The 17,641-nt window shown below is 60.1% G+C and carries 17 protein-coding genes; 3 read left to right on the top strand and 14 right to left on the bottom strand.

Annotated elements, in window-relative coordinates:
• Positions 1-32 precede the first annotated feature (32 nt).
• The 4 genes from AC5YUO_RS15350 to AC5YUO_RS15365 all read right to left on the bottom strand — a co-directional run bounded on the left by AC5YUO_RS15350 (position 33) and on the right by AC5YUO_RS15365 (position 4,346).
• Positions 33-1,118, bottom strand: coding sequence for an ABC transporter ATP-binding protein (locus tag AC5YUO_RS15350; RefSeq protein ID WP_496155825.1), 1,086 nt, complete (start codon positions 1,116-1,118; stop codon positions 33-35).
• 9 nt (positions 1,119-1,127) lie between these two features.
• On the bottom strand, positions 1,128-1,964 hold the full coding sequence (locus AC5YUO_RS15355; RefSeq protein ID WP_046800394.1) for a carbohydrate ABC transporter permease: 837 nt from the start codon (positions 1,962-1,964) through the stop codon (positions 1,128-1,130).
• Positions 1,961-2,821, bottom strand: a complete 861-nt coding sequence (locus tag AC5YUO_RS15360; RefSeq protein ID WP_065656190.1) for a carbohydrate ABC transporter permease — start codon at positions 2,819-2,821, stop codon at positions 1,961-1,963. The genes AC5YUO_RS15355 and AC5YUO_RS15360 overlap by 4 nt, the downstream gene beginning before the upstream one ends.
• Before the next feature lie 253 nt (positions 2,822-3,074).
• Positions 3,075-4,346 (bottom strand): ABC transporter substrate-binding protein, encoded by a 1,272-nt coding sequence (locus AC5YUO_RS15365; protein ID WP_496155826.1) that lies wholly within the window; start codon positions 4,344-4,346, stop codon positions 3,075-3,077.
• Between the two features lie 86 nt (positions 4,347-4,432).
• Here AC5YUO_RS15365 and AC5YUO_RS15370 point away from each other — a divergent pair, with 86 nt between their 5' ends.
• Positions 4,433-5,329: a helix-turn-helix domain-containing protein gene (locus tag AC5YUO_RS15370; RefSeq protein WP_496156562.1), complete on the top strand. Its 897-nt coding sequence runs from the start codon at positions 4,433-4,435 to the stop codon at positions 5,327-5,329.
• A 191-nt stretch (positions 5,330-5,520) separates the two neighbouring features.
• Here the strand turns inward: AC5YUO_RS15370 and AC5YUO_RS15375 are convergent, their stop codons facing one another.
• Positions 5,521-6,375: an AraC family transcriptional regulator gene (locus AC5YUO_RS15375; RefSeq protein WP_496155827.1), complete on the bottom strand. Its 855-nt coding sequence runs from the start codon at positions 6,373-6,375 to the stop codon at positions 5,521-5,523.
• A gap of 123 nt (positions 6,376-6,498) precedes the next feature.
• On the opposite strand from AC5YUO_RS15375, the gene AC5YUO_RS15380 reads away from it, so the two are divergent.
• Both AC5YUO_RS15380 and AC5YUO_RS15385 read left to right on the top strand, forming a co-directional pair.
• Positions 6,499-7,701, top strand: coding sequence for an MFS transporter (locus AC5YUO_RS15380; protein ID WP_003522697.1), 1,203 nt, complete (start codon positions 6,499-6,501; stop codon positions 7,699-7,701).
• Positions 7,702-7,786: 85 nt separating this feature from the next.
• Positions 7,787-8,683, top strand: a complete 897-nt coding sequence (locus tag AC5YUO_RS15385) for a LysR substrate-binding domain-containing protein (protein ID WP_065116543.1) — start codon at positions 7,787-7,789, stop codon at positions 8,681-8,683.
• A gap of 24 nt (positions 8,684-8,707) precedes the next feature.
• Here the strand turns inward: AC5YUO_RS15385 and AC5YUO_RS15390 are convergent, their stop codons facing one another.
• From AC5YUO_RS15390 to AC5YUO_RS15430, 9 genes are all read right to left on the bottom strand, one after another.
• Positions 8,708-9,988, bottom strand: coding sequence for a TRAP transporter large permease (locus tag AC5YUO_RS15390; protein ID WP_173990185.1), 1,281 nt, complete (start codon positions 9,986-9,988; stop codon positions 8,708-8,710).
• 3 nt (positions 9,989-9,991) lie between these two features.
• Entirely contained in the window at positions 9,992-10,543 is a 552-nt protein-coding gene (locus AC5YUO_RS15395; RefSeq protein ID WP_003522700.1) for a TRAP transporter small permease, read from the bottom strand.
• Positions 10,544-10,684: 141 nt separating this feature from the next.
• The gene (locus AC5YUO_RS15400; RefSeq protein WP_496155828.1) at positions 10,685-11,680 is read right to left on the bottom strand and encodes a DctP family TRAP transporter solute-binding subunit; all 996 of its coding nucleotides are present in this window, start codon (positions 11,678-11,680) and stop codon (positions 10,685-10,687) included.
• Between the two features lie 20 nt (positions 11,681-11,700).
• On the bottom strand, positions 11,701-12,603 hold the full coding sequence (locus AC5YUO_RS15405; protein ID WP_496155829.1) for an NAD(P)-dependent oxidoreductase: 903 nt from the start codon (positions 12,601-12,603) through the stop codon (positions 11,701-11,703).
• Between the two features lie 12 nt (positions 12,604-12,615).
• Positions 12,616-12,918, bottom strand: coding sequence for a putative quinol monooxygenase (locus AC5YUO_RS15410; RefSeq protein WP_496155830.1), 303 nt, complete (start codon positions 12,916-12,918; stop codon positions 12,616-12,618).
• A 17-nt stretch (positions 12,919-12,935) separates the two neighbouring features.
• Positions 12,936-14,294, bottom strand: a complete 1,359-nt coding sequence (locus AC5YUO_RS15415; RefSeq protein ID WP_161991848.1) for an NAD(P)H-dependent oxidoreductase — start codon at positions 14,292-14,294, stop codon at positions 12,936-12,938.
• A gap of 262 nt (positions 14,295-14,556) precedes the next feature.
• Entirely contained in the window at positions 14,557-15,570 is a 1,014-nt protein-coding gene (locus AC5YUO_RS15420; protein ID WP_048902871.1) for a LacI family DNA-binding transcriptional regulator, read from the bottom strand.
• A gap of 114 nt (positions 15,571-15,684) precedes the next feature.
• A complete protein-coding gene (locus tag AC5YUO_RS15425) occupies positions 15,685-16,695 on the bottom strand; it encodes a D-altritol 5-dehydrogenase (RefSeq protein WP_496155831.1) in 1,011 nt (336 codons plus the stop codon).
• 16 nt (positions 16,696-16,711) lie between these two features.
• Positions 16,712-17,482: a galactitol 2-dehydrogenase gene (locus AC5YUO_RS15430; protein ID WP_496155832.1), complete on the bottom strand. Its 771-nt coding sequence runs from the start codon at positions 17,480-17,482 to the stop codon at positions 16,712-16,714.
• Positions 17,483-17,641: the final 159 nt, after the last annotated feature.

The following is a 17,641-nucleotide window of genomic DNA, read 5'->3' on the forward strand; positions in this document are numbered from 1 at the left end:
TTCATATCAGTCTAGGGTGCTTGGGAAAGGGTTCAGCGCAGGCGTTCGCCCTTGCTGTCGAAAAGGAAAGCCCGGCGGGCGGAAAGGCCGACCGTCAGCCGGTCGCGATTGCCGACATCGCGCGATTCCGGCCGCTCGATGATCAGCTGCTCGCCGCCTTCGGTTCGGGCATAGACATAGCTGGTATTGCCGAGATGTTCGGCGACATCGACATGAACGGTGAGATCGGCATCGCCCGCGCCCGCATCGGCGAAATGTTCGGGCCGGATGCCGAGCGAAACCCTGGCACCGTCGTTCAAACGGGCCGCGACCGGCAGGCTCAGCCGCACCACAGGATCGCTGTCGAGCGAGAGTGTCACGCTCTCCGCGCCGCTGCCGGTGATGGTGGCGTCGAGAAAGTTCATCTTCGGCGAGCCGACGAAACCGGCAACGAAGCGGTTGGCGGGATCGTCATAGAGATCGAGCGGCGCGCCGACCTGTTCGATATTGCCCGCCCGCAGCACGACGATCTTGTCGGCGAGCGTCATCGCCTCGGTCTGGTCATGCGTCACATAGATCATCGTGGTGCCGAGCTGCTTGTGCAGGCGCGAGATTTCCACGCGCATCTGTACCCGCAATTCCGCATCGAGATTGGATAGCGGCTCGTCGAACAGGAAGACCTGTGGTTCGCGCACGATGGCGCGGCCGATGGCGACACGCTGGCGCTGGCCGCCGGACAGCTGCTTCGGCCGGCGCTGCATCAACTCGTTGATCTGCAGAATTTCGGCGGCGCGGTTGACCCGCTTTTGCGTATCGGCCTTGGGGTTGCCGTTCATTCTAAGGCCGAAGGATAGGTTTTCGGCCACCGTCATATGCGGATAAAGCGCATAGGACTGGAACACCATGGCAATGCCGCGATCTGCCGGATCGGCGTCGCTGACCGTTCTGCCGCCGATCACGATATCGCCACCGGAAATATCTTCCAGCCCGGCGATCATTCTGAGAAGCGTGGATTTGCCGCAGCCGGAGGGGCCGACGAAAACGACGAACTCCCCGTCCTTTACCTCCAGATTTGCGCCATGGATCACTTCCAGCGCGCCGTAACGCTTGACCACGTTGTTGAGCGAAAGTTCCGCCATGCGGCCCCCTTACTTGACTGCCCCGGCGGAAATGCCGGCGATGAAGTGACGCTGCAAAGCCACGAAAACCACGAGAATGGGTGCGGTGAGCAGCACCGCGCCGGCCATGATGCCGCCCCATGACACTTTGGTGAGCCCGATGAGGGTGCCAAGCGCCACGGGTGCGGTCATCATTCCTGGGCGGGAATTGATGAGAAGCGGCCAGAGGTAATTGTTCCACGAGGCCAGGAAGAGAATGATCGACAGCGCCGCCATGGTGGGTCGCGCCAATGGCAGGGCGATACGCAGGAAAATCTGCCATTCCTTGACGCCCTCCACCCGTGCCGCGTCGAAAAGCTCCGTCGGCATCATCGAGAAGGATTGCCGCATGAACAGCACGCCAAGCGAGTTGAACAGCGGCGGCACGATCAGCGCCACCCAGGTGTTGGCGAGCTTGAATTCCCGCGCCACCATGATGAATTGCGGAATGACAACGACGGCAAAAGGCAAAGTGATGGTGCCGAGAATGATGGCGATCACCACCCCGCGTCCGGCAAAGCGGTAACGCGCCAGCGCCCAGCCAGCCATCGACGTCAGGAACACCGAAAGCACGGTGTAAATGACGGCGACGGTGATCGAGATGAACATGGCCCTGAGGAAATTGGTGTCCGCCTGCAGATTGTTGAAATTCTCGACGAAATTGGTGGATGGCACCAGAACAATGTCCGGGCTGAAAATGCCGTAATCCGGCATGGTCGAGAACACGAACATCATCCACAGCGGAAACAGCCAGATGATGGCAAGCGGCGTCAGCGCCGCATGCAATGCGATCTTCTGCCAGAAAAGCGATCTCGATTTCGATCTCATTTCGGCTCCCTCCCGACCCAGAGATTGAGGAGCGAAATGGCGATGGCGAGCGCCGCCATGGTGTAGGCAATGGCCGACGCATAACCGAAATTGAGCGAGGTGAAGCCCTGGCGATAAAGGAACAGCCCCAGCGTCTCCGTGCCGCCGCCCGGCCCGCCCCTGTTGGTGATGAGGAAGGGTTCGGCAAACAGCTGCATTGTGCCGATGACCGAGAGCACGACACAGAACAGGATGATGGGTTTAAGCAACGGCAGGGTGATGTAAAAGAACTGCTGGCGCTTGCTCACCTTGTCCAGCGTCGCCGCCTCGTAAACATCACCCGGAATGGATTGCAGCCCGGCCAGAATGATGATGGCGTTATACCCCGCCCAGCGCCAGGTGACGGCGATGATGACCAGCGCCATGGCCGCATTGGCATTGTCGAACCATGAGACGGGGGAAAGACCAACTGAGGTGATGAGTTTGTTGATGATGCCGAAATCGGCGCTGAACATCAGCCGGAACACTGCCGCATAGGCGACCTCGCCGACGACGACAGGCGCGAAGAAGGCAAACCGGTAAAGCGGCCGTGCCTTCAGGAGCGGCGAATTCAAGAGCACCGCCATGACGGTGGCGAGCGCGATCATCACGGGCACCTGAATGACCAGAATGATCAGCGTATTATAAAGCGCATTGTAGAAGGCCGGATCGGAGACCAGCCGCCCCCAGTTCATGGAAGGCGCGAACCGCCACGGGTTGATCCGCGTGTTCTGGAACGACAGCATGAACGAACTGATGATCGGCCAGACCCAGAAGGTGGCGAAAATCAGAAGATAGGGCGCAAGGAACGCATAAGCGATCCTGTTCCTTGACGGCATGACGACCTCCATATGCCGGACGATGGCCGGATAAATGGAAAAGCTTGGAGGCCTGCCCCCGTTTGAGGGCGAGACCATTGCAAGGCGGTGCGGCCTATTTCTTCTCCCCGAGGGGGAGAAGGTGGCCCGAAGGGTCGGATGAGGGGGTAAGCTCGCAGTCTATCGCTGGCGTCGCCCCCTCATCCCGCTGCCGCGGACTTCTCCCCCTCGGGGAGAAGAAACTTGTGGCACCCGCCCGGTCCTAACCGCCGGCTTACTGCGCGACGGGCAGCCCCGTCGCCGTTTCGATCTGCTTGGCCGCATCATCAAGCGCTGCTTTCGCATCGGGATACCCGCCGGCGAAATATTTCGTCTGCGTCGCCTTGTAGATCGCATCCGCATCCGACTGGAACGCTGTGCCGCGGCTCGGCACGATCTTCGGCAGGGTGGCGAGAATGTCGGTCCACACCGCCTGCCCGCCCCAATAGGCCTGCTTTTCCTTGACGAAAGGATCGTCGATGGCGGACAGCAGCGAAGGAACGAGGCCGAAGGATTTCAGCATCGTCACCTGACCTTCATTGGTGGTCAGCGCGTAGTCGATATATTTCCACGCCGCCTCCTTGTGCTGCGATGTCGAACTGATCGCCAGCGACGAGCCGCCGAGATTGGCCGCGTGCGGACCGTCAGGCGTCAGGCTCGGCATCAGATAGACGCCCCATTTGCCGGAAAGATCAGGAGAGCCGGAACGAACCGTGCCTTCATACCAGGCGCCATACATCTGGCTGGCGGCCTTGCCGGCGGTATTGGCTTGGATTTTCTCATCCCAGATCGCGGCCGTGATGATGCCGGCGTCCTTCATTTCCTTGACCTTTTCCAAGGTCGCGACACAGGCCGGCTTGTTGATGGTGATGTTCTGCCCATCTGTCGAAAAGTAACCGCATCCCTGCTCATTGGCGATCATGCGGAACCATTCGCTGTCGCCGTTAAAATCGGCCTGCGCCATGACGGTGCCGGGATTGGCCGCCATGACCTTCTTGCCGGCGGTGATGAAATCGTCCCAGCTTTTGATGGTGGCCGGATCGACGCCCGCCTTTTCATAGAAGTCGCGGCGATAAAAGACGGCCACAGGGCCTGAATCCCACGGAACCGCATAGGCGACACCGTCAACCTCCAGCTCCGTGCGCTTGAAATCCGGGAAAAGCGCCTGTTTCTCAGGCGTATAACCAAGCTCGGTCAGATTGGCGAAACAATCGGGAAAGCGGCTCCAGAACAGTTCCGCCTCGAAATTTTCGATGGTGACAATATCCGGCAGTCCATCGCCACCGGCTGCGCAGGCGGCCAGTGTCTTGTCGAAAACCTGATTATTTCCAAGATCTTCAACAACAATCTTAATGTCAGGATTCTGCCTGTTGAAGCCTTCCACCGTGGATTTCAGCGCGGAAGCCGCGACATTCCAGCTCCAGATGGTGACGGTTTCTGTTTGCGCGAAAGCCGGGGCCGCAAGAAGCAGCATGGCCGTAGACGCGCCAAGAAATTTCAAGCACATTGAAAACCTCCCTTTTTCAATTGCCGTTCTTCAGCGAACATGGGCACATTAGCGGCGGCAGGAAATCTGTCTCGTAAAAAGGGAACATCGATTTGGCGGAAAGTAAGATTGCCGAAAGAGCCTTCTACCAGCCGGGAGCGAGCAGCATCGAAGGCATGCCGACGACGCTTCAGCTTTTCCATAACCACCCGCCCATCATGCTCCGCCCCCACTGGCACGCGCAGGTGGAGGTGAATTATGTGATGTCGGGATCGGTCCATTACCGCATGGGCGACCATGAACTCTCGCTCGATGCCGGCCAGATGTGCATTTTCTGGGGTGGCCAGCCGCATCAGATGGACCACTCTTCCGAGGATTCCTTTTATGCCGGTGCGCATCTGCCGCTCGTGCATTTCTTCCGCATGCGCCTGCCGGCCGCCGTCTCCAGCCAGCTGATGGGTGGTGCTACGATGGTGAGCGCTGAGACCGACAGGGCGGATGCGGAAAATTTCGGTCGCTGGTTCCGTTACGTTACCTCGGGCGATCCGGCAAAGGCACAACACGCGGTGGAGGAATTGCTGCTCCGGGTGGAGCGGATGTTCCTGGAGCCTTACTCCGTCATATCGTCCGCGGCCGATGGCAGACGCCGTGAAGATGACGAAGGGATGGCGCCCTCCATCGGCGTGGTCCGCATGTGCGATTTCATCGCCGCCAATTTTCTCGACGATATCGACGCCACCGATATTGCCCGCGCCGCCTCGTTGCATCCGAAATATGCGATGAACCTGTTCCGCAAATCCACCGGCATGACGCTGATCAAATATTTGACGCTGCTCCGGCTTTCCCGCGCGCAGGCAATGCTGATGACCGGCAAGGACAATATCCTGCAGATCGCCATGGAAAGCGGCTTCGGCTCCGTCAGCGCCTTCAACAAGGCGTTTCGCCAGATATCAGGCATGTCGCCTTCCGATTTTCGCCGCGACATGCGGGCGGCTGCGGCTTAGGGTATTTCCGATGCAGCCGTTACCGTAAGCAACCTACATGGTGCCGACGCGTCCCATCTCCACCCCTCATTCCTGTGCTTGTCACAGGAATCCAGCCGACGCGCGTCTGCGCGGCGGGAAGAGTCCTTTCAGCCCAAAGACTTGGGCTGGCTGGATCCCTGTGACGAGCACAGGGATGAGGAGCGTTAAGCCTAGTCCCCTATATCTTCCAAATCGGAAAAAGCAGCGCTGCGCTGCCGCGCCGCCTGCCGATAGGCCCTTGGTGAACTGCCCAGCATTCGCCGGAACATGGTGGTGAAGGCCGGTATGTTTTCATAACCGGCATCCAGCGCCACATTCGTCACCGCTTCGCCAGCCGCCAGTCTCGGCAGGGAGGCGAAGATACAGGCCTGCTGCCGCCAGGTGACGAAGCTCACCCCCAGCTCCTTGCGAAACAGCCGTGTAAACGAGCGCCGGCTGATGCCCATGGCGGCTGCCCAGTCATCGATCTCCACCCGCGCCACAGGCCTGTTCAGGAAATCGCGGCATAATCCGGCAAGGCGCTGATGACCGGGAAATGGCAATCCGAGCGGGCGTTCCGGCAGACGGTTGATTTCGTCCAGCAACAGCGCCCGCACCAGACCGCGCCGATGGAAAGCGACCGGTTGATGCTCTTCGCTCAGCAATTCCGCAATCAGGCTGGAGGCAAGCGCGGTGATTTCCACCACCCTTGGCACCTCGGCCTGAAACAGGTCGGGATGAACGTAGATCGAATGCATTTCCACCGTCGAAATGGTCTCTGATTCGTGTTCCAGCCCTGCGGGAATAATGAGCCCGTGGCCGGGCGGGATCATCCACCGGCCATCTGCGGTGCTGACCAGAACGACGCCCTGATGCGCATACCAGATCTGCGTCCGGCGATGGCTGTGGACCGGTCCCAGATGTCCCTTGGAATAGGTGCGGCAAAGCGCCAGCACCGGCTCGTTGGTGCCGTCGATCAGGTTCAGCATATAGTTGTGGTCTTCGGCCGAGAAGGAGCCGTAGACCAACGATTTGATTTTTGCCATTTGGCCCACTCACAAAGAAAATCGTCCAGAACACAAATGCAGGCCAGAAACAATATGAATAAAAGCGGGAAGAAATAAAGACATGTTTCCCGTCTTCCGCCGGGAACCCGAGAGGACTTCATCATGGCCACTGTTACCAGCGCCGGCAACAGCTTCAATCCGCAACGCACGGCGTTTTCGATCATCGCAGCCGCCAGCTTCTGCCACATGCTGAACGACATCATGCAATCCCTGCTGACGTCGCTTTATCCGCTGCTGAAGGCGAATTACGCGCTCGATTTCATGCAGATCGGCCTGCTTACCTTCGCCTTTCAGGTCACCGCCTCGCTGCTGCAGCCGGTTGTCGGCATGGTGACGGACCGCTGGCCCATGCCGTTCTCCCTGCCCGTCGCCATGCTGTCCACCTGCGCCGGCCTCATCACGCTTGCTTTTGCCCATAGTTTCGAGGTTCTGGTGATCGGCGCCTGCCTCATCGGCATCGGTTCGGCGATCTTCCATCCGGAAGCCTCGCGCGTTGCACGTCTCGCATCCGGCGGCCGTCATGGTCTGGCGCAATCCTTCTTCCAGGTGGGTGGCAATACCGGCACGGCCATCGGCCCGCTGCTCGCCGCCTTCATCGTCATCCCGCTCGGCCAGACGAGCCTCAGCTGGTTCTCGCTGATCGCGCTCGTCGGTTTTGGCGTGCTTTCCTGGGTTGGCGTCTGGTACACCCGCCACCGCCGCGCAACGGTCGGCAAGGCACCGGCCAGCCGCACGCTTCCCCTTGCGCGTGGCACTGTCATGATGACGCTTCTGGTGCTGGTGGTTCTGACCGCCACCAAGAATGCCTATCTCGCCAGCCTGTCCAGCTACTTCACCTTCTACACCATCGACAAGTTCGGTCTTGGTGTTCAGGACGCGCAGGTTCTGCTGTTCCTCTTCCTCGGCGCTTCGGCACTGGGCGTGTTCTTCGGCGGCCCGATCGGCGACCGTTTCGGCTCGCGCGTCGTCATCTGGTTCTCGATCCTCGGCGTCATTCCCTTCGCGCTGCTGCTGCCCTATGCGAACCTGTTCTGGACGGCCATTCTCGTCGTCGTCATCGGCTTCGTCTTTTCCTCCGCTTTCTCGGCCATCGTCGTGTTCGCGCAGGAACTGGTGCCGGGCCGCGTCGGTCTCATCGCCGGCATGTTCTTCGGTTTCGCCTTCGGTTTCGGCGGCATCGGCGCTGCGGTTCTGGGTGTTTATGCGGATAAGGAAGGCATCGAATTCGTCTACCGCATCTGCTCCTACATGCCGCTGCTCGGCCTGCTCACGGTGTTCCTGCCGAAACTGCCGAGCCACCGCTAAAAGCCTCGCGTTCAACGCTTTTCAACACGGCGGTCACCTGTGATACTCAGGTGACCGCCGTATTCTGTTGAGCAAAGCCCTACCCATGCAGATCCCGATAAAATCAATCCTCGTTTTCCACGCCGCGGCAAGGGCGGGCAGCATTTCCCGGGCGGCGGAGGAACTGAGTGTGACGCCTTCGGCCGTTTCCCAGCAGATCCAGTTGCTGGAAGGTCAGCTCGGCACGACCCTGATGGCGCGAACCGGCCGCAAGGTGACATTGACCGAAGCGGGCGAGCGCTATTTCTCGATGATCACCGCCCAGATCGAACAGATATCAGACGCCACCGACAGTATTCGCGGCTTCCGCTCGGTCACCACGCTGACGATCCGGGCGACGCCGACCATCTCCAACAAATGGCTGCTGCCGCGTCTCGGCTCGTTTCTGGAGGAACACCCGGAACTGGAAGTGCGCCTCGACGGCACCAACGAGCCGACAGATTTTTCGCAGGAGCTTGTCGATATAGAGCTGCGCCATGGCGATGGCCGCTGGCCGGGCCTCTTCGTGGAAGGGCTGGTGGAGGAGGAATTCCTGCCGGTCTGTTCGCCAAATTATCAGGGCGCCGGTAAATTTCTGCCCGAGGAATTGCAGAACCAGCGGCTGATCCATTCGGTCAAGGCGCAGGCGCAATGGAACCACTGGTTCCCTCTGGCCGGCGTCACGGCTGAGAAGCGCTGGCGGCGGGTCCTGTTCGACCGCAGCCACATGGCCATCGATGCCGCCGTTCTCGGCATCGGCGTGGCGCTGGAAAGCACCTTGATGATGGAGCGGGAGCTGCAGGACAAGATGCTGGTGCCGGCCGTGACGGACGCGCCGCGCATCAAGCTGGTCACCCAATGGATCGTTTGCCCGCATTCCCATCTGCGGCAGAGAAAAGTCATGCTGTTTCTGGAATGGATGCGAAAACAACGCGACGAGTGGCAAGCCCGCCGCGTTGTCTGAGGTTTCAGGCAATCCGTTTGCGCGTCAATAAAGCCCCATCAGCCTGATTGGCCCGAGCGTCAGCACCGGGAACAGCACCAGCGCGAAGATGGCAAGCGTCAGCACCGTCATCGGCGCCAGCGAACCGCGAATGACATCCTCGATCTTCATATTCGCCACCTGTGCTGCCGCAAACAGGCAGACCCCCACCGGCGGCGTCACCAGCCCGAGCGTTAGCGTCATGACAGTCACGATCAGGAAATGGATCGGATCGATGCCCAGTGCCTCGACCGGCGGCATCAGCACGGGGATGAGGATGAACATCGCCGGGATCGCTTCCATGAAGATGCCAATGATCAGCAGGAAGACGAAGATGACGAGCATGCCGGTCATGGGGCCGAGGTTCATGGCCTTCAAAAGCTCGGCCACCTGTTCGGGCAACCCATCGAAGGTGAAGACCCAGGCGGCAAGCTGCGAGGTAGCGGCGATGAACAGGATGGTGCCGGAAATGCGCGCCGTCGAGATCAATATTTCCGGCAGTTCCCGCACCGGCAGCGTGCGATAGACGATGACGCCAAGCACCGCGACATAAACCACCGCGATGGCAGCTGCTTCCGTTGGCGTGAACAGGCCACTGGCAATGCCGATGATCAGGATCAGCGGTGTCAGCATCGGCAGGATGGCGCGCAGACCCGTGACGACCACCAGACGGAAATTGAACGGTGTCGGCGGATTGTAACCGTAATGCACCGAATAGAAGTGGTTGAAGACCAGAAAGGCGAAGGCGATGAAGAGGCCGGGCACCAGACCGGCGATCAGCAGCGTGCCGATCGACACGTTGGCGATGGAACCGGCAATCACGATCAGGATCGACGGCGGAATGATCGAGGAGAGCGTCGAGGTGCAGAGTGTCATGCCGACGGCATAACCCTTCGGAAAACCGTGGCGCTCCATGGCCTTGATCTCGATGGCGCCGACCGAGGCGATATCGGCGACGGAGGAGCCGGAGACGCCGGAAAAGATCACCGATGAGATGACGTTGACGTGGCCAAGTCCGCCGGGAAGCCAGCCGACCATGGCCTCGGCGAAATCAAAGATGCGCTCCGCCACTCGCCCCCGCTCCATGACCGTGCCGACCAGAATGAAAAGCGGCACGGCAACGAGCAGGAAGGAGTTCATCGACGAGAACATCGTCTGCGACAGCAGGTCCATGGGCATGGAGGTGAAGAGCCACAGCGTGCCGACACTGGCGAGCGCCAGCGCGATGGCAAGCGGCACGCCAAGCATGCTGAGACCGAAAAAGGCGATGAGAAGAAAGACCGACATGGCTCAATGTCCTGCTGAAATGGAGATATCGGCATGGGCGATCTCGTCCGCCGGCAGGCCAAGCTCGGGAAGCGCGATGAGCTCCCGGCGGCTGCGCAGCGATTCGATGATGGCGAGCACGGCGATGATGGCGGAAACGGGCAAAACCATGCCGATGGCCCACATCGGGATCGGCAAAGTGGCGGCGGTCTCGTTCATCATGATCTGCTGGCGCACCAGGGTGAAACCCGTCCAGCCCATCATGCCGAAGAAGAACACCGATGAACCGACATAGATCGGCACCGCCAACCGCCGGAAGAAGCGGTGGAACAGCACGAGAAACACCACGACACGGGCGCTTTCCACGGTGCGGAAACCGGCGGCAAGGCCAAGGAAGACCATCCAGATGAAAAGAAAGCGGGTCGCCTCCTCGGTCCAGGGAAGCGGACTGCCGATGAGGCGGCCGATGACCTGAAGAAGCACGACGATGAGAATGCCGGCACAGGCTGCCCCCGCGGCTATATCGGCGATGAGTTTTACGATGGTGCCGAGCACCGAAGGTTTCGTATCGCGCATGACAATACCCTTCCACTGCTGAAACCGGATATCCGGTAAACGAATGCCACCCTGCCTTTCCGGCAAAGCAACGCCTGCTGACGTTTGGGGACGGCCGGGCCTGCCAAAAGATGCAGGCCGGGCCTCCAACTGCGGGAAACGTCAGTTCGTCTTAAGGAAAGCCTGCGTCTTGTCGAAGAACGCCTGATCTTTCACCAGCGCCGAGAACTTCGCCGAAAGCCCGGCCGCGACCTCTACGAAGGCCTTGCGTTCGTCATCGGTCAGCGTGTTGACCTCCATGCCGTTCTTCTTCAGCGTTTCGAGCGACTTGTCGATATCGGCAGCGTCGTTCTCGGCTTTCCAAAGCTCGGTTTCAGTCGCCGCCTCCTTCAGTGCCGTCTTGAAGCCCTCGTCGAGACCTTCGAAGCGGGCCGGGTTCATGCCCAGCACCCAGGCGTCAGCAATGTGGTTGCTGATCGTCAGATACTTCTGCACTTCGTAAAGCTTGGCGCTGACAGGCACGTTGACCGGATTTTCCTGCCCATCGACAACTTTCAGCTGGAGCGCATTGTAAACTTCAGCAAAAGCCATCGGTGTCGGGGCAGCCCCCATGGCACCGAAAAACTCGACCCAGAGCGGATTGTTCGGCACCCGCAGCTTCATGCCCTTGAGATCATCCGGTGATTTGATCGGCACCTTGGAATTGGTGATCTGGCGCAGCGGCCGCGACCAGAGATCGAGCCCGAGAATGCCGATCTTGCTCAGATCGGTGGAAAGCTCCTTGCCGAGATCGCTGTCGAGATAGACCCGGAGCTGGTCGATATCACGGAACTGGTAGGGAATGGCGATGGCGGTGAATTTCGGATTGAATGTCGCGTAAAGCGAGGTCGAATTCAAAAGCATGTCCAGCGAACCGCCGGCCAGCTGCTTGACGCCCGCCGAAGGGTCGCCGCCATACAGCGTGCCGTTCGGGAATACCTTGATCTTGAGTTTGCCGTCGGTCTTTTTCGAAACGATCTCGGCAAACTTGTTGGCGGCGAGCGTGATTTCGGAATTGTCGGCATCCGGCGTCGAAAGCGTCAGCGTTTCGGCCTGCGCGATGGATGCGACCAGCATGGTGGCGGCGAGAGCCAGCCCGTAAAGTTTCGAAATTTTCATGTGTTCCTCCCTTGTTATCTCTAGACAGTTTCGAGCGTTCCTCCGAACGCATTCATGCGCTTAATCTCAAGGATCACACCGCTGTGATCAAGCTCACCCGCGCCATGCTCGACCATGGAGCGGAACAGCCGGTCAACCTCCTCGCCGACCGGTAATTTCAGGCCACGGCTTTCGGCGAAAGCCAGCGCCGTGGACGTATCCTTCACCTGGTATTTTGCCGGGCCGCCGGGGCGGAAATCGCCCTCCACCATGCGTTTTCCGTGCTGGCGGAAGACGGTGGACTCGGCAAAACCGCCCAGCAAAGCCTGGCGCACCTGCGCCGGGTCGGCTCCCCCCGCTTCAACCAGCGTCAAAGCCTCGGCAACGGCGCAGATTGTCGAGGCGACGATCAGCTGGTTGGCGAGCTTGGCCAATGAGCCGCAGCCTACCGGCCCGACATGGGTGACGCGGCCAAGGCAATTAAGGAGTGGCCGCAATGCATCCACGTCCCGCTGTTCACCGCCGGCCATGATGGCGAGCGTTCCCTCTATCGCCCCCTTTTCACCGCCGGAAACCGGTGCGTCGACATAAGCGACGCCATAAACCTTTGCCGCCTCCGCCTGTGCCCGTGCGCTGTCGACCGGGATGGAACTCATCACCAGCAAAATAGCACCGGGCTTCATGGTGGAAACGACACCCGAGGCACCGAGCAGAACCTCGTCGCAGACCGGCCCGGAACTCAGCATGCAGATGACGACGTCGGCTTCGGCCGCAGCTTCTGCAGCCTTGGCCGCCGGCTGCACGCCCTTTGCCGCCAGAACCGCAGCTTTTTCAGCGCTGCGGTTCCAGGCTTTGACGGAAAACCCGGCCTCCGCCAGACGCCCCGCCATCGGAGCGCCCATGATACCCGTTCCGATAACGGCGATCCGGCGAATGTCAGCCATCGTTTCCATCTTTCAGAGCCATTGCCGGTTCAGGAAACGCACCGGCAGTTCTTCTTCGATGAGGGCGGGAAACGCCTCGCGAAACCGGTCGAGATGCGGTGTTTTGAGATGATCGTCGAAAGCCTGCCTGTCGTCATAGACCTCGTAGAACACCACATTGTTTCCGGTTTCCGGCCGCACCACATCGAATTGCCGGCAGCCCGGTTCATCCTGAACCGAGTGCCTGGCGTCATCGCGCGCGGCGTCGAGAAAGGCGTCCATCGCCTCGGGCTTCACCCGGAATTCTGCGATCACCACGAAAGCTCCCGTCGACATGCCCTCTCTCCCGTCCATCACGCCGCGGCGTCCTTTTGCGGACGGAACTGGTTTTCCATGTCCTGGCGCAGCTTCACCACATCGAGATCATTGACCAGTTCCACATCGTCGAAGCTGACGATCTGGTCTTTCTTGATGGCGCGCTTCAGCTTGACATTATGGGCAAGGCCGATCGGCAGTGCCTTGATGTCTAGGCTGCGGGTGGCGGGAATGGCGTTTGCCCAGACCGCGTAACCGCCCTCGCCGTCGAGCATCTCGCCGGGCTGCATATCCTTCTTCGCGGTCGCCACCGCATCGCCGCGAAACTCCTTGGAGCAACCGGTAGCCTCATTGCGCAGCACGGCGGAGAGCACGCTGATCGAGGTTTCCAGCCCGATGATGTGGAAAGGACGCCACATGGAGGCGTACCAGCCGGAGGGATCGGTCAGCAGGCCATATTGCTTGAAGCAGGCACGGGCATATTCATTATGCGCCTTGAAGGTGACGAAAACGCCGTAGCGAATGTTGTTGAACACCTCGCGTCCGTCCGGCTCCTGGCTTGCGGCAATATCGACCAGACCGGAACGCGACATACGGCCGCCATCGGCAGCCGGGCGGAAGACGCGGGCGAGATCGTGCAGGCCGGCCGGCGGGAAGGCCAGACCGTCATCCGGGCAATCCAGCCCCGTGCCGTTGGCGACGGCCGCCATTTCGATGGCCGCCTTTGTGCCGTCCGTGAAGGAATTGTACATTTTCGGATTGAAGTCGCCCTTGGCCACTTCTTCGTCGGTCCAGCCGAAATAACCCCAGACCGTGTCCGGCGTCGAATAACGGTAACGCGGCTCGAAATTCATGCCCTTGCCGGCGGAAACGACCTCGAAGCCGGTGGCTCGCGCCCAGTCCACCAGCTCGCAGATCAGCGCCGGCTGGTCGCCGTAAGCCATGGAATAGATCAGGCCCTTGGCCCGGGCCTTTTCAGCAAGGATCGGCCCGACCATGACATCGGCTTCGACATTGACCATGACGACGTGCTTGTTGTGCTCGATGGCGCCCAGTGCATGGCGCGCGCCGGCCAGCGGATGGCCGGTCGCTTCGATCACGCATTCGATCTCGCCGCAGGCGAAAAGCTCGTTCACATCGTCGGTCACATAGGTCTTGCCGCTCTTCAGCGCATCGGCGCAGCTCGTCGCGTCGTAACGCTCCTTCGGCCAGCCGACGCGGTCAAACGATTCCCTTGCCTTGCCGACATTGAGGTCTGCGACGGCGACCATGTGAAAACCGGCGATGCGCTGCGCCTGCGCCAGCACCATGGAGCCGAACTTGCCGGCACCGATGAGACCGACCCGGACAGGTTTGCCGCCGGCTGCACGCGCTGACAGAAGAGAATAGAGATTCATGTTTTGACATCCTTCGCTGGGGAAATTGCTGGCGAGAATGTCCAGACTGCCCGGCGAAGGCCATGCGATACCAAGGCTGCGAAGGTTCACCCCTCGCGGCGCTGGCCACATGACGTTTCTGCGTTCCTCCCGGATCCCGGCACACACTTGCGCCGGCTCTCGCGGTCGCCTCCCAAAGCAACCTTGAGACCAGAGTAGGAGCGTTCAGATATTAGTTCTATTTAGAAAATCAGATTTTTCGTTTAGTTTATCTAACAAGCCATCAGGCCGATTTGCGCAGCATCAGATCGGCGCTGAGCAGGATGCGTTCACGCATCCGCGTCGTGTCATCCGTCTCATCATCCAGCTTCTGCAGCAGAAGCTCGATCGACAGCCTGCCGATCTCGTTATAATTCTGCGCCACCGTGGTAATCGGCGGGCAGGCATAACGCGACAGCGGATGATCGTCATGGCCGGCAACCCTGAGGTCGTAATCGGAGCCGTGGCCAACCTTGATGCCCTTCTGGAAGGCGGCGGCGATGACGCCGAAGGCGATACGGTCATTGGCGCATAAAATGGTACGCGATGGCAAATGCCCTGCCCCATCCAGCAGCCGGCTCGCCTCATCAAAGGCGAAACGCTCGAAATCCCAGGTGACGATGCCGGGAACATCGATGACGTGCGGCTCGAAACCCAGACGCTGCATCGCTTCCTCATAGGCCGTGCGGCGTGTCGCCGCGTTGGTATTGACCTGCGGCATATCGAAAAAACAGGGCGGTTCGCCCGAACGGCAGAGATAATCCACCATCAGCCCGACACTCTGGCGGTTGTCCGTGCCGACAAAGGCCGAGGTCTCATCCAGCGGCGAATCGACATAAACGATCGGAATGCTGGCCGCGAGCTGCTCCAGCGTGGCGCGATGGGATTTGACGCCGAGCGGCGCGATGATGGCACCCGCAACATTCATCGACTTGAAGGTGCGGATCGCCCGGTCCTCGATTTCCGCCTTGCCATCCGACGATAGCACGAAAGCGAGGAACCCCGCCTCGTTGGCGATCAGTTCGATGCGGCTCGTCAGCGCCATGTAGAACGGATCGGTGGAGTTCGGAATGATGATGCCGATGATATTGGAACGGCGGCGGTTGAGGTTGACGGCGAAGATATTCGGCCGGAAGCCCGATTTCTTCAGCGCGTCCTCGATGGTGTCCCGCGTCTTCTTGCGGACCGAGGCCGGATCATTGAAGTATTTCGAAACGGTCGGGCGGGAAAGGCCGACGAATTCCGAAAATTCTTCCATCGTCCTGATAGATTTGGCCAAAGTGCTTGCCCCCATGAAATATTACATGTGGTACTCTATATCGACCGGCCTTCGCACGAAAAGCCGGTCGAATGGTTATCAACGGCCAAACGATCATTCGGCCGTAAACTGCACTTTCATCGTCGCCGGATCGGACGGTTTTTTCGTAAAGAATGGCAGCATTTCCGAAAGCGGCAACCGGTGCGACACCAGCCGCGCCATGACATCGCCATCCGTCTCCAGAATGGCAAGCGCCTGCGGTATGTTGCGGTTCAGCGAATGGGAGCCGACAAGCTTCAGCTGACGCCGGAAGATTTCGAAAGGCGCCACCGAAATGCGGGCATCCGGCGCGCAGACGCCGAAAAACAGCGCGGTGCCGCCATCCGCAACCAGCGGGATCATCGCTTCGGCAACGGCGGCAATACCCGTCGCATCGGCCACAAAATCGAAAGACTTCTGTTGCCGCAAGAGCGCTTCCGAGCCCGACACCGCCACCTTAAGTCCGAGGCTTTCGGCAAAGGCCAGTCTGCTTTCATTGATATCGGCCATCGTTACTGTCTGAATGCCGCGTGCTTTCAGCGACAGGGCAAGCAGCAGGCCGATGGGACCGGCGCCAAACACAAGCGCACTTTCCGGCACCACGCCAGTCTTACCGATGCCAGCGCTCTGCATGCCGTTGACGACGCAGGCGAGCGGTTCGGCCAGTGCCGCGACATGATAGGGCATCGAACCGATGCCGTGCAGGTGATCCGCACGCACAACGCTGAATTCGGCAAAGCCGCCATTGTGGGAAACGCCATAGGCCTTCAGCGTGCTGCAAAGGTTGGTCAGCCCCTTCCTGCAGCTGGCGCAGGTGCCGCAGGGCAGATTGGGATCGACGGCCACACGGTCGCCAGCCCTGAAGCCTGTCACATCGGAAGCCACGGCCGCAACTTCACCGGCATATTCATGGCCGGGGATGACGGGAAACGCACCGTCACCATAACGCGCATGCAGCACGTCTATATCGGTGTGGCAAAGCCCCGAAGCCTTGACCCGCACGAGCGCGTGACCCGGCGGCAGATCGGCGACGGGGAGTTCCGCCAGCACGGCGCGTCCCTTCTCGACGAATTGAATGGCATGCATGGTCATCTCCGGCTTTTCAGCTCATCCAGTTGCCGCCGTCGACATTGTATGTCTGGGCGAGAATATAATCGCTGTCGGCGGAGGCGAGGAAAACCGCCAGCCCCTTGATGTCATCAGGCGTGGCGAAACGGCCGATCGGCACGGATTTGGCCACCGCCGCCTTCTTCTCGCCGGGCCTTAAGCCTTCCCACTTGGCGAAATGCGCATCGACCACTTCCCAATGCTCGCCATCCACGACGCCGGGCGCAATGGCGTTGACATTGATGCCGTGCTTGACGAGCGCCAGCGCCGCCGACTGCGTGGCGGAAATGATCGCCGCCTTGGAGGCGCAATAAAGCGTCACCAGCGCCTCGCCGCGCCGGCCGGCCTGGCTTGCCATATTGATGATCTTGCCGCCGCGCGCGCGCTCGATCATGACATTGGAGACCGCCTTCATCATGAACAGCGGTCCCTTGAGATTGATGTCGAACACCCGCTCATAGCTCTCTTCGGTAATGCCGTTGATCGGCGCCATATCGAAGATCGCGGCATTGTTGACGAGAATATCGATGCCGCCGAATTCCTCATCCACCGCCTTCACCACGGCGTCGATCTCTGAAAGATCGGTCACATCCAGCTTCACGGCCTTGGCGGCAGGGCCGATGGCGGCGGCAGAGGCGGTCGCGCGGGCGATATCGATATCGGCGATAATCACCTTCGCGCCTTCATCCGCAAAAGCCTGCGCGAAACCAAGGCCGATGCCGCGGGCGGCGCCGGTAATCAGCGCGACCTTGTTCTTCAATCTCATGTCGATCTCCGTGATGCATGGCGGACACTGGATGAACCCGGTCATGCGTTTGTTGTTAGATGCATTTTTTCCGGCAAACCCGAACACGGTACACCGGGTAAAGATTTGATATGCCAGCGCACCCCACACTCCCTCATTCCTGTGCTTGTCACAGGAATG

It is taken from the genome of Agrobacterium sp. LEGMi-208b, assembly GCF_059511785.1.

Excerpts from the sequence above, each read along its gene's own strand:
- AC5YUO_RS15350 (WP_496155825.1), bottom strand. The coding sequence starts at position 1,118 with ATGGCGGAACTTTCGCTCAACAACGTGGTCAAGCGTTACGGCGCGCTG.
- AC5YUO_RS15355 (WP_046800394.1), bottom strand. The coding sequence starts at position 1,964 with ATGAGATCGAAATCGAGATCGCTTTTCTGGCAGAAGATCGCATTGCAT.
- AC5YUO_RS15360 (WP_065656190.1), bottom strand. The coding sequence starts at position 2,821 with ATGCCGTCAAGGAACAGGATCGCTTATGCGTTCCTTGCGCCCTATCTT.
- AC5YUO_RS15365 (WP_496155826.1), bottom strand. The coding sequence starts at position 4,346 with ATGTGCTTGAAATTTCTTGGCGCGTCTACGGCCATGCTGCTTCTTGCG.
- AC5YUO_RS15375 (WP_496155827.1), bottom strand. The coding sequence starts at position 6,375 with ATGGCAAAAATCAAATCGTTGGTCTACGGCTCCTTCTCGGCCGAAGAC.
- AC5YUO_RS15380 (WP_003522697.1), top strand. The coding sequence starts at position 6,499 with ATGGCCACTGTTACCAGCGCCGGCAACAGCTTCAATCCGCAACGCACG.
- AC5YUO_RS15385 (WP_065116543.1), top strand. The coding sequence starts at position 7,787 with ATGCAGATCCCGATAAAATCAATCCTCGTTTTCCACGCCGCGGCAAGG.
- AC5YUO_RS15390 (WP_173990185.1), bottom strand. The coding sequence starts at position 9,988 with ATGTCGGTCTTTCTTCTCATCGCCTTTTTCGGTCTCAGCATGCTTGGC.
- AC5YUO_RS15395 (WP_003522700.1), bottom strand. The coding sequence starts at position 10,543 with ATGCGCGATACGAAACCTTCGGTGCTCGGCACCATCGTAAAACTCATC.
- AC5YUO_RS15400 (WP_496155828.1), bottom strand. The coding sequence starts at position 11,680 with ATGAAAATTTCGAAACTTTACGGGCTGGCTCTCGCCGCCACCATGCTG.
- AC5YUO_RS15405 (WP_496155829.1), bottom strand. The coding sequence starts at position 12,603 with ATGGCTGACATTCGCCGGATCGCCGTTATCGGAACGGGTATCATGGGC.
- AC5YUO_RS15410 (WP_496155830.1), bottom strand. The coding sequence starts at position 12,918 with ATGTCGACGGGAGCTTTCGTGGTGATCGCAGAATTCCGGGTGAAGCCC.
- AC5YUO_RS15415 (WP_161991848.1), bottom strand. The coding sequence starts at position 14,294 with ATGAATCTCTATTCTCTTCTGTCAGCGCGTGCAGCCGGCGGCAAACCT.
- AC5YUO_RS15420 (WP_048902871.1), bottom strand. The coding sequence starts at position 15,570 with ATGGAAGAATTTTCGGAATTCGTCGGCCTTTCCCGCCCGACCGTTTCG.
- AC5YUO_RS15425 (WP_496155831.1), bottom strand. The coding sequence starts at position 16,695 with ATGCATGCCATTCAATTCGTCGAGAAGGGACGCGCCGTGCTGGCGGAA.
- AC5YUO_RS15430 (WP_496155832.1), bottom strand. The coding sequence starts at position 17,482 with ATGAGATTGAAGAACAAGGTCGCGCTGATTACCGGCGCCGCCCGCGGC.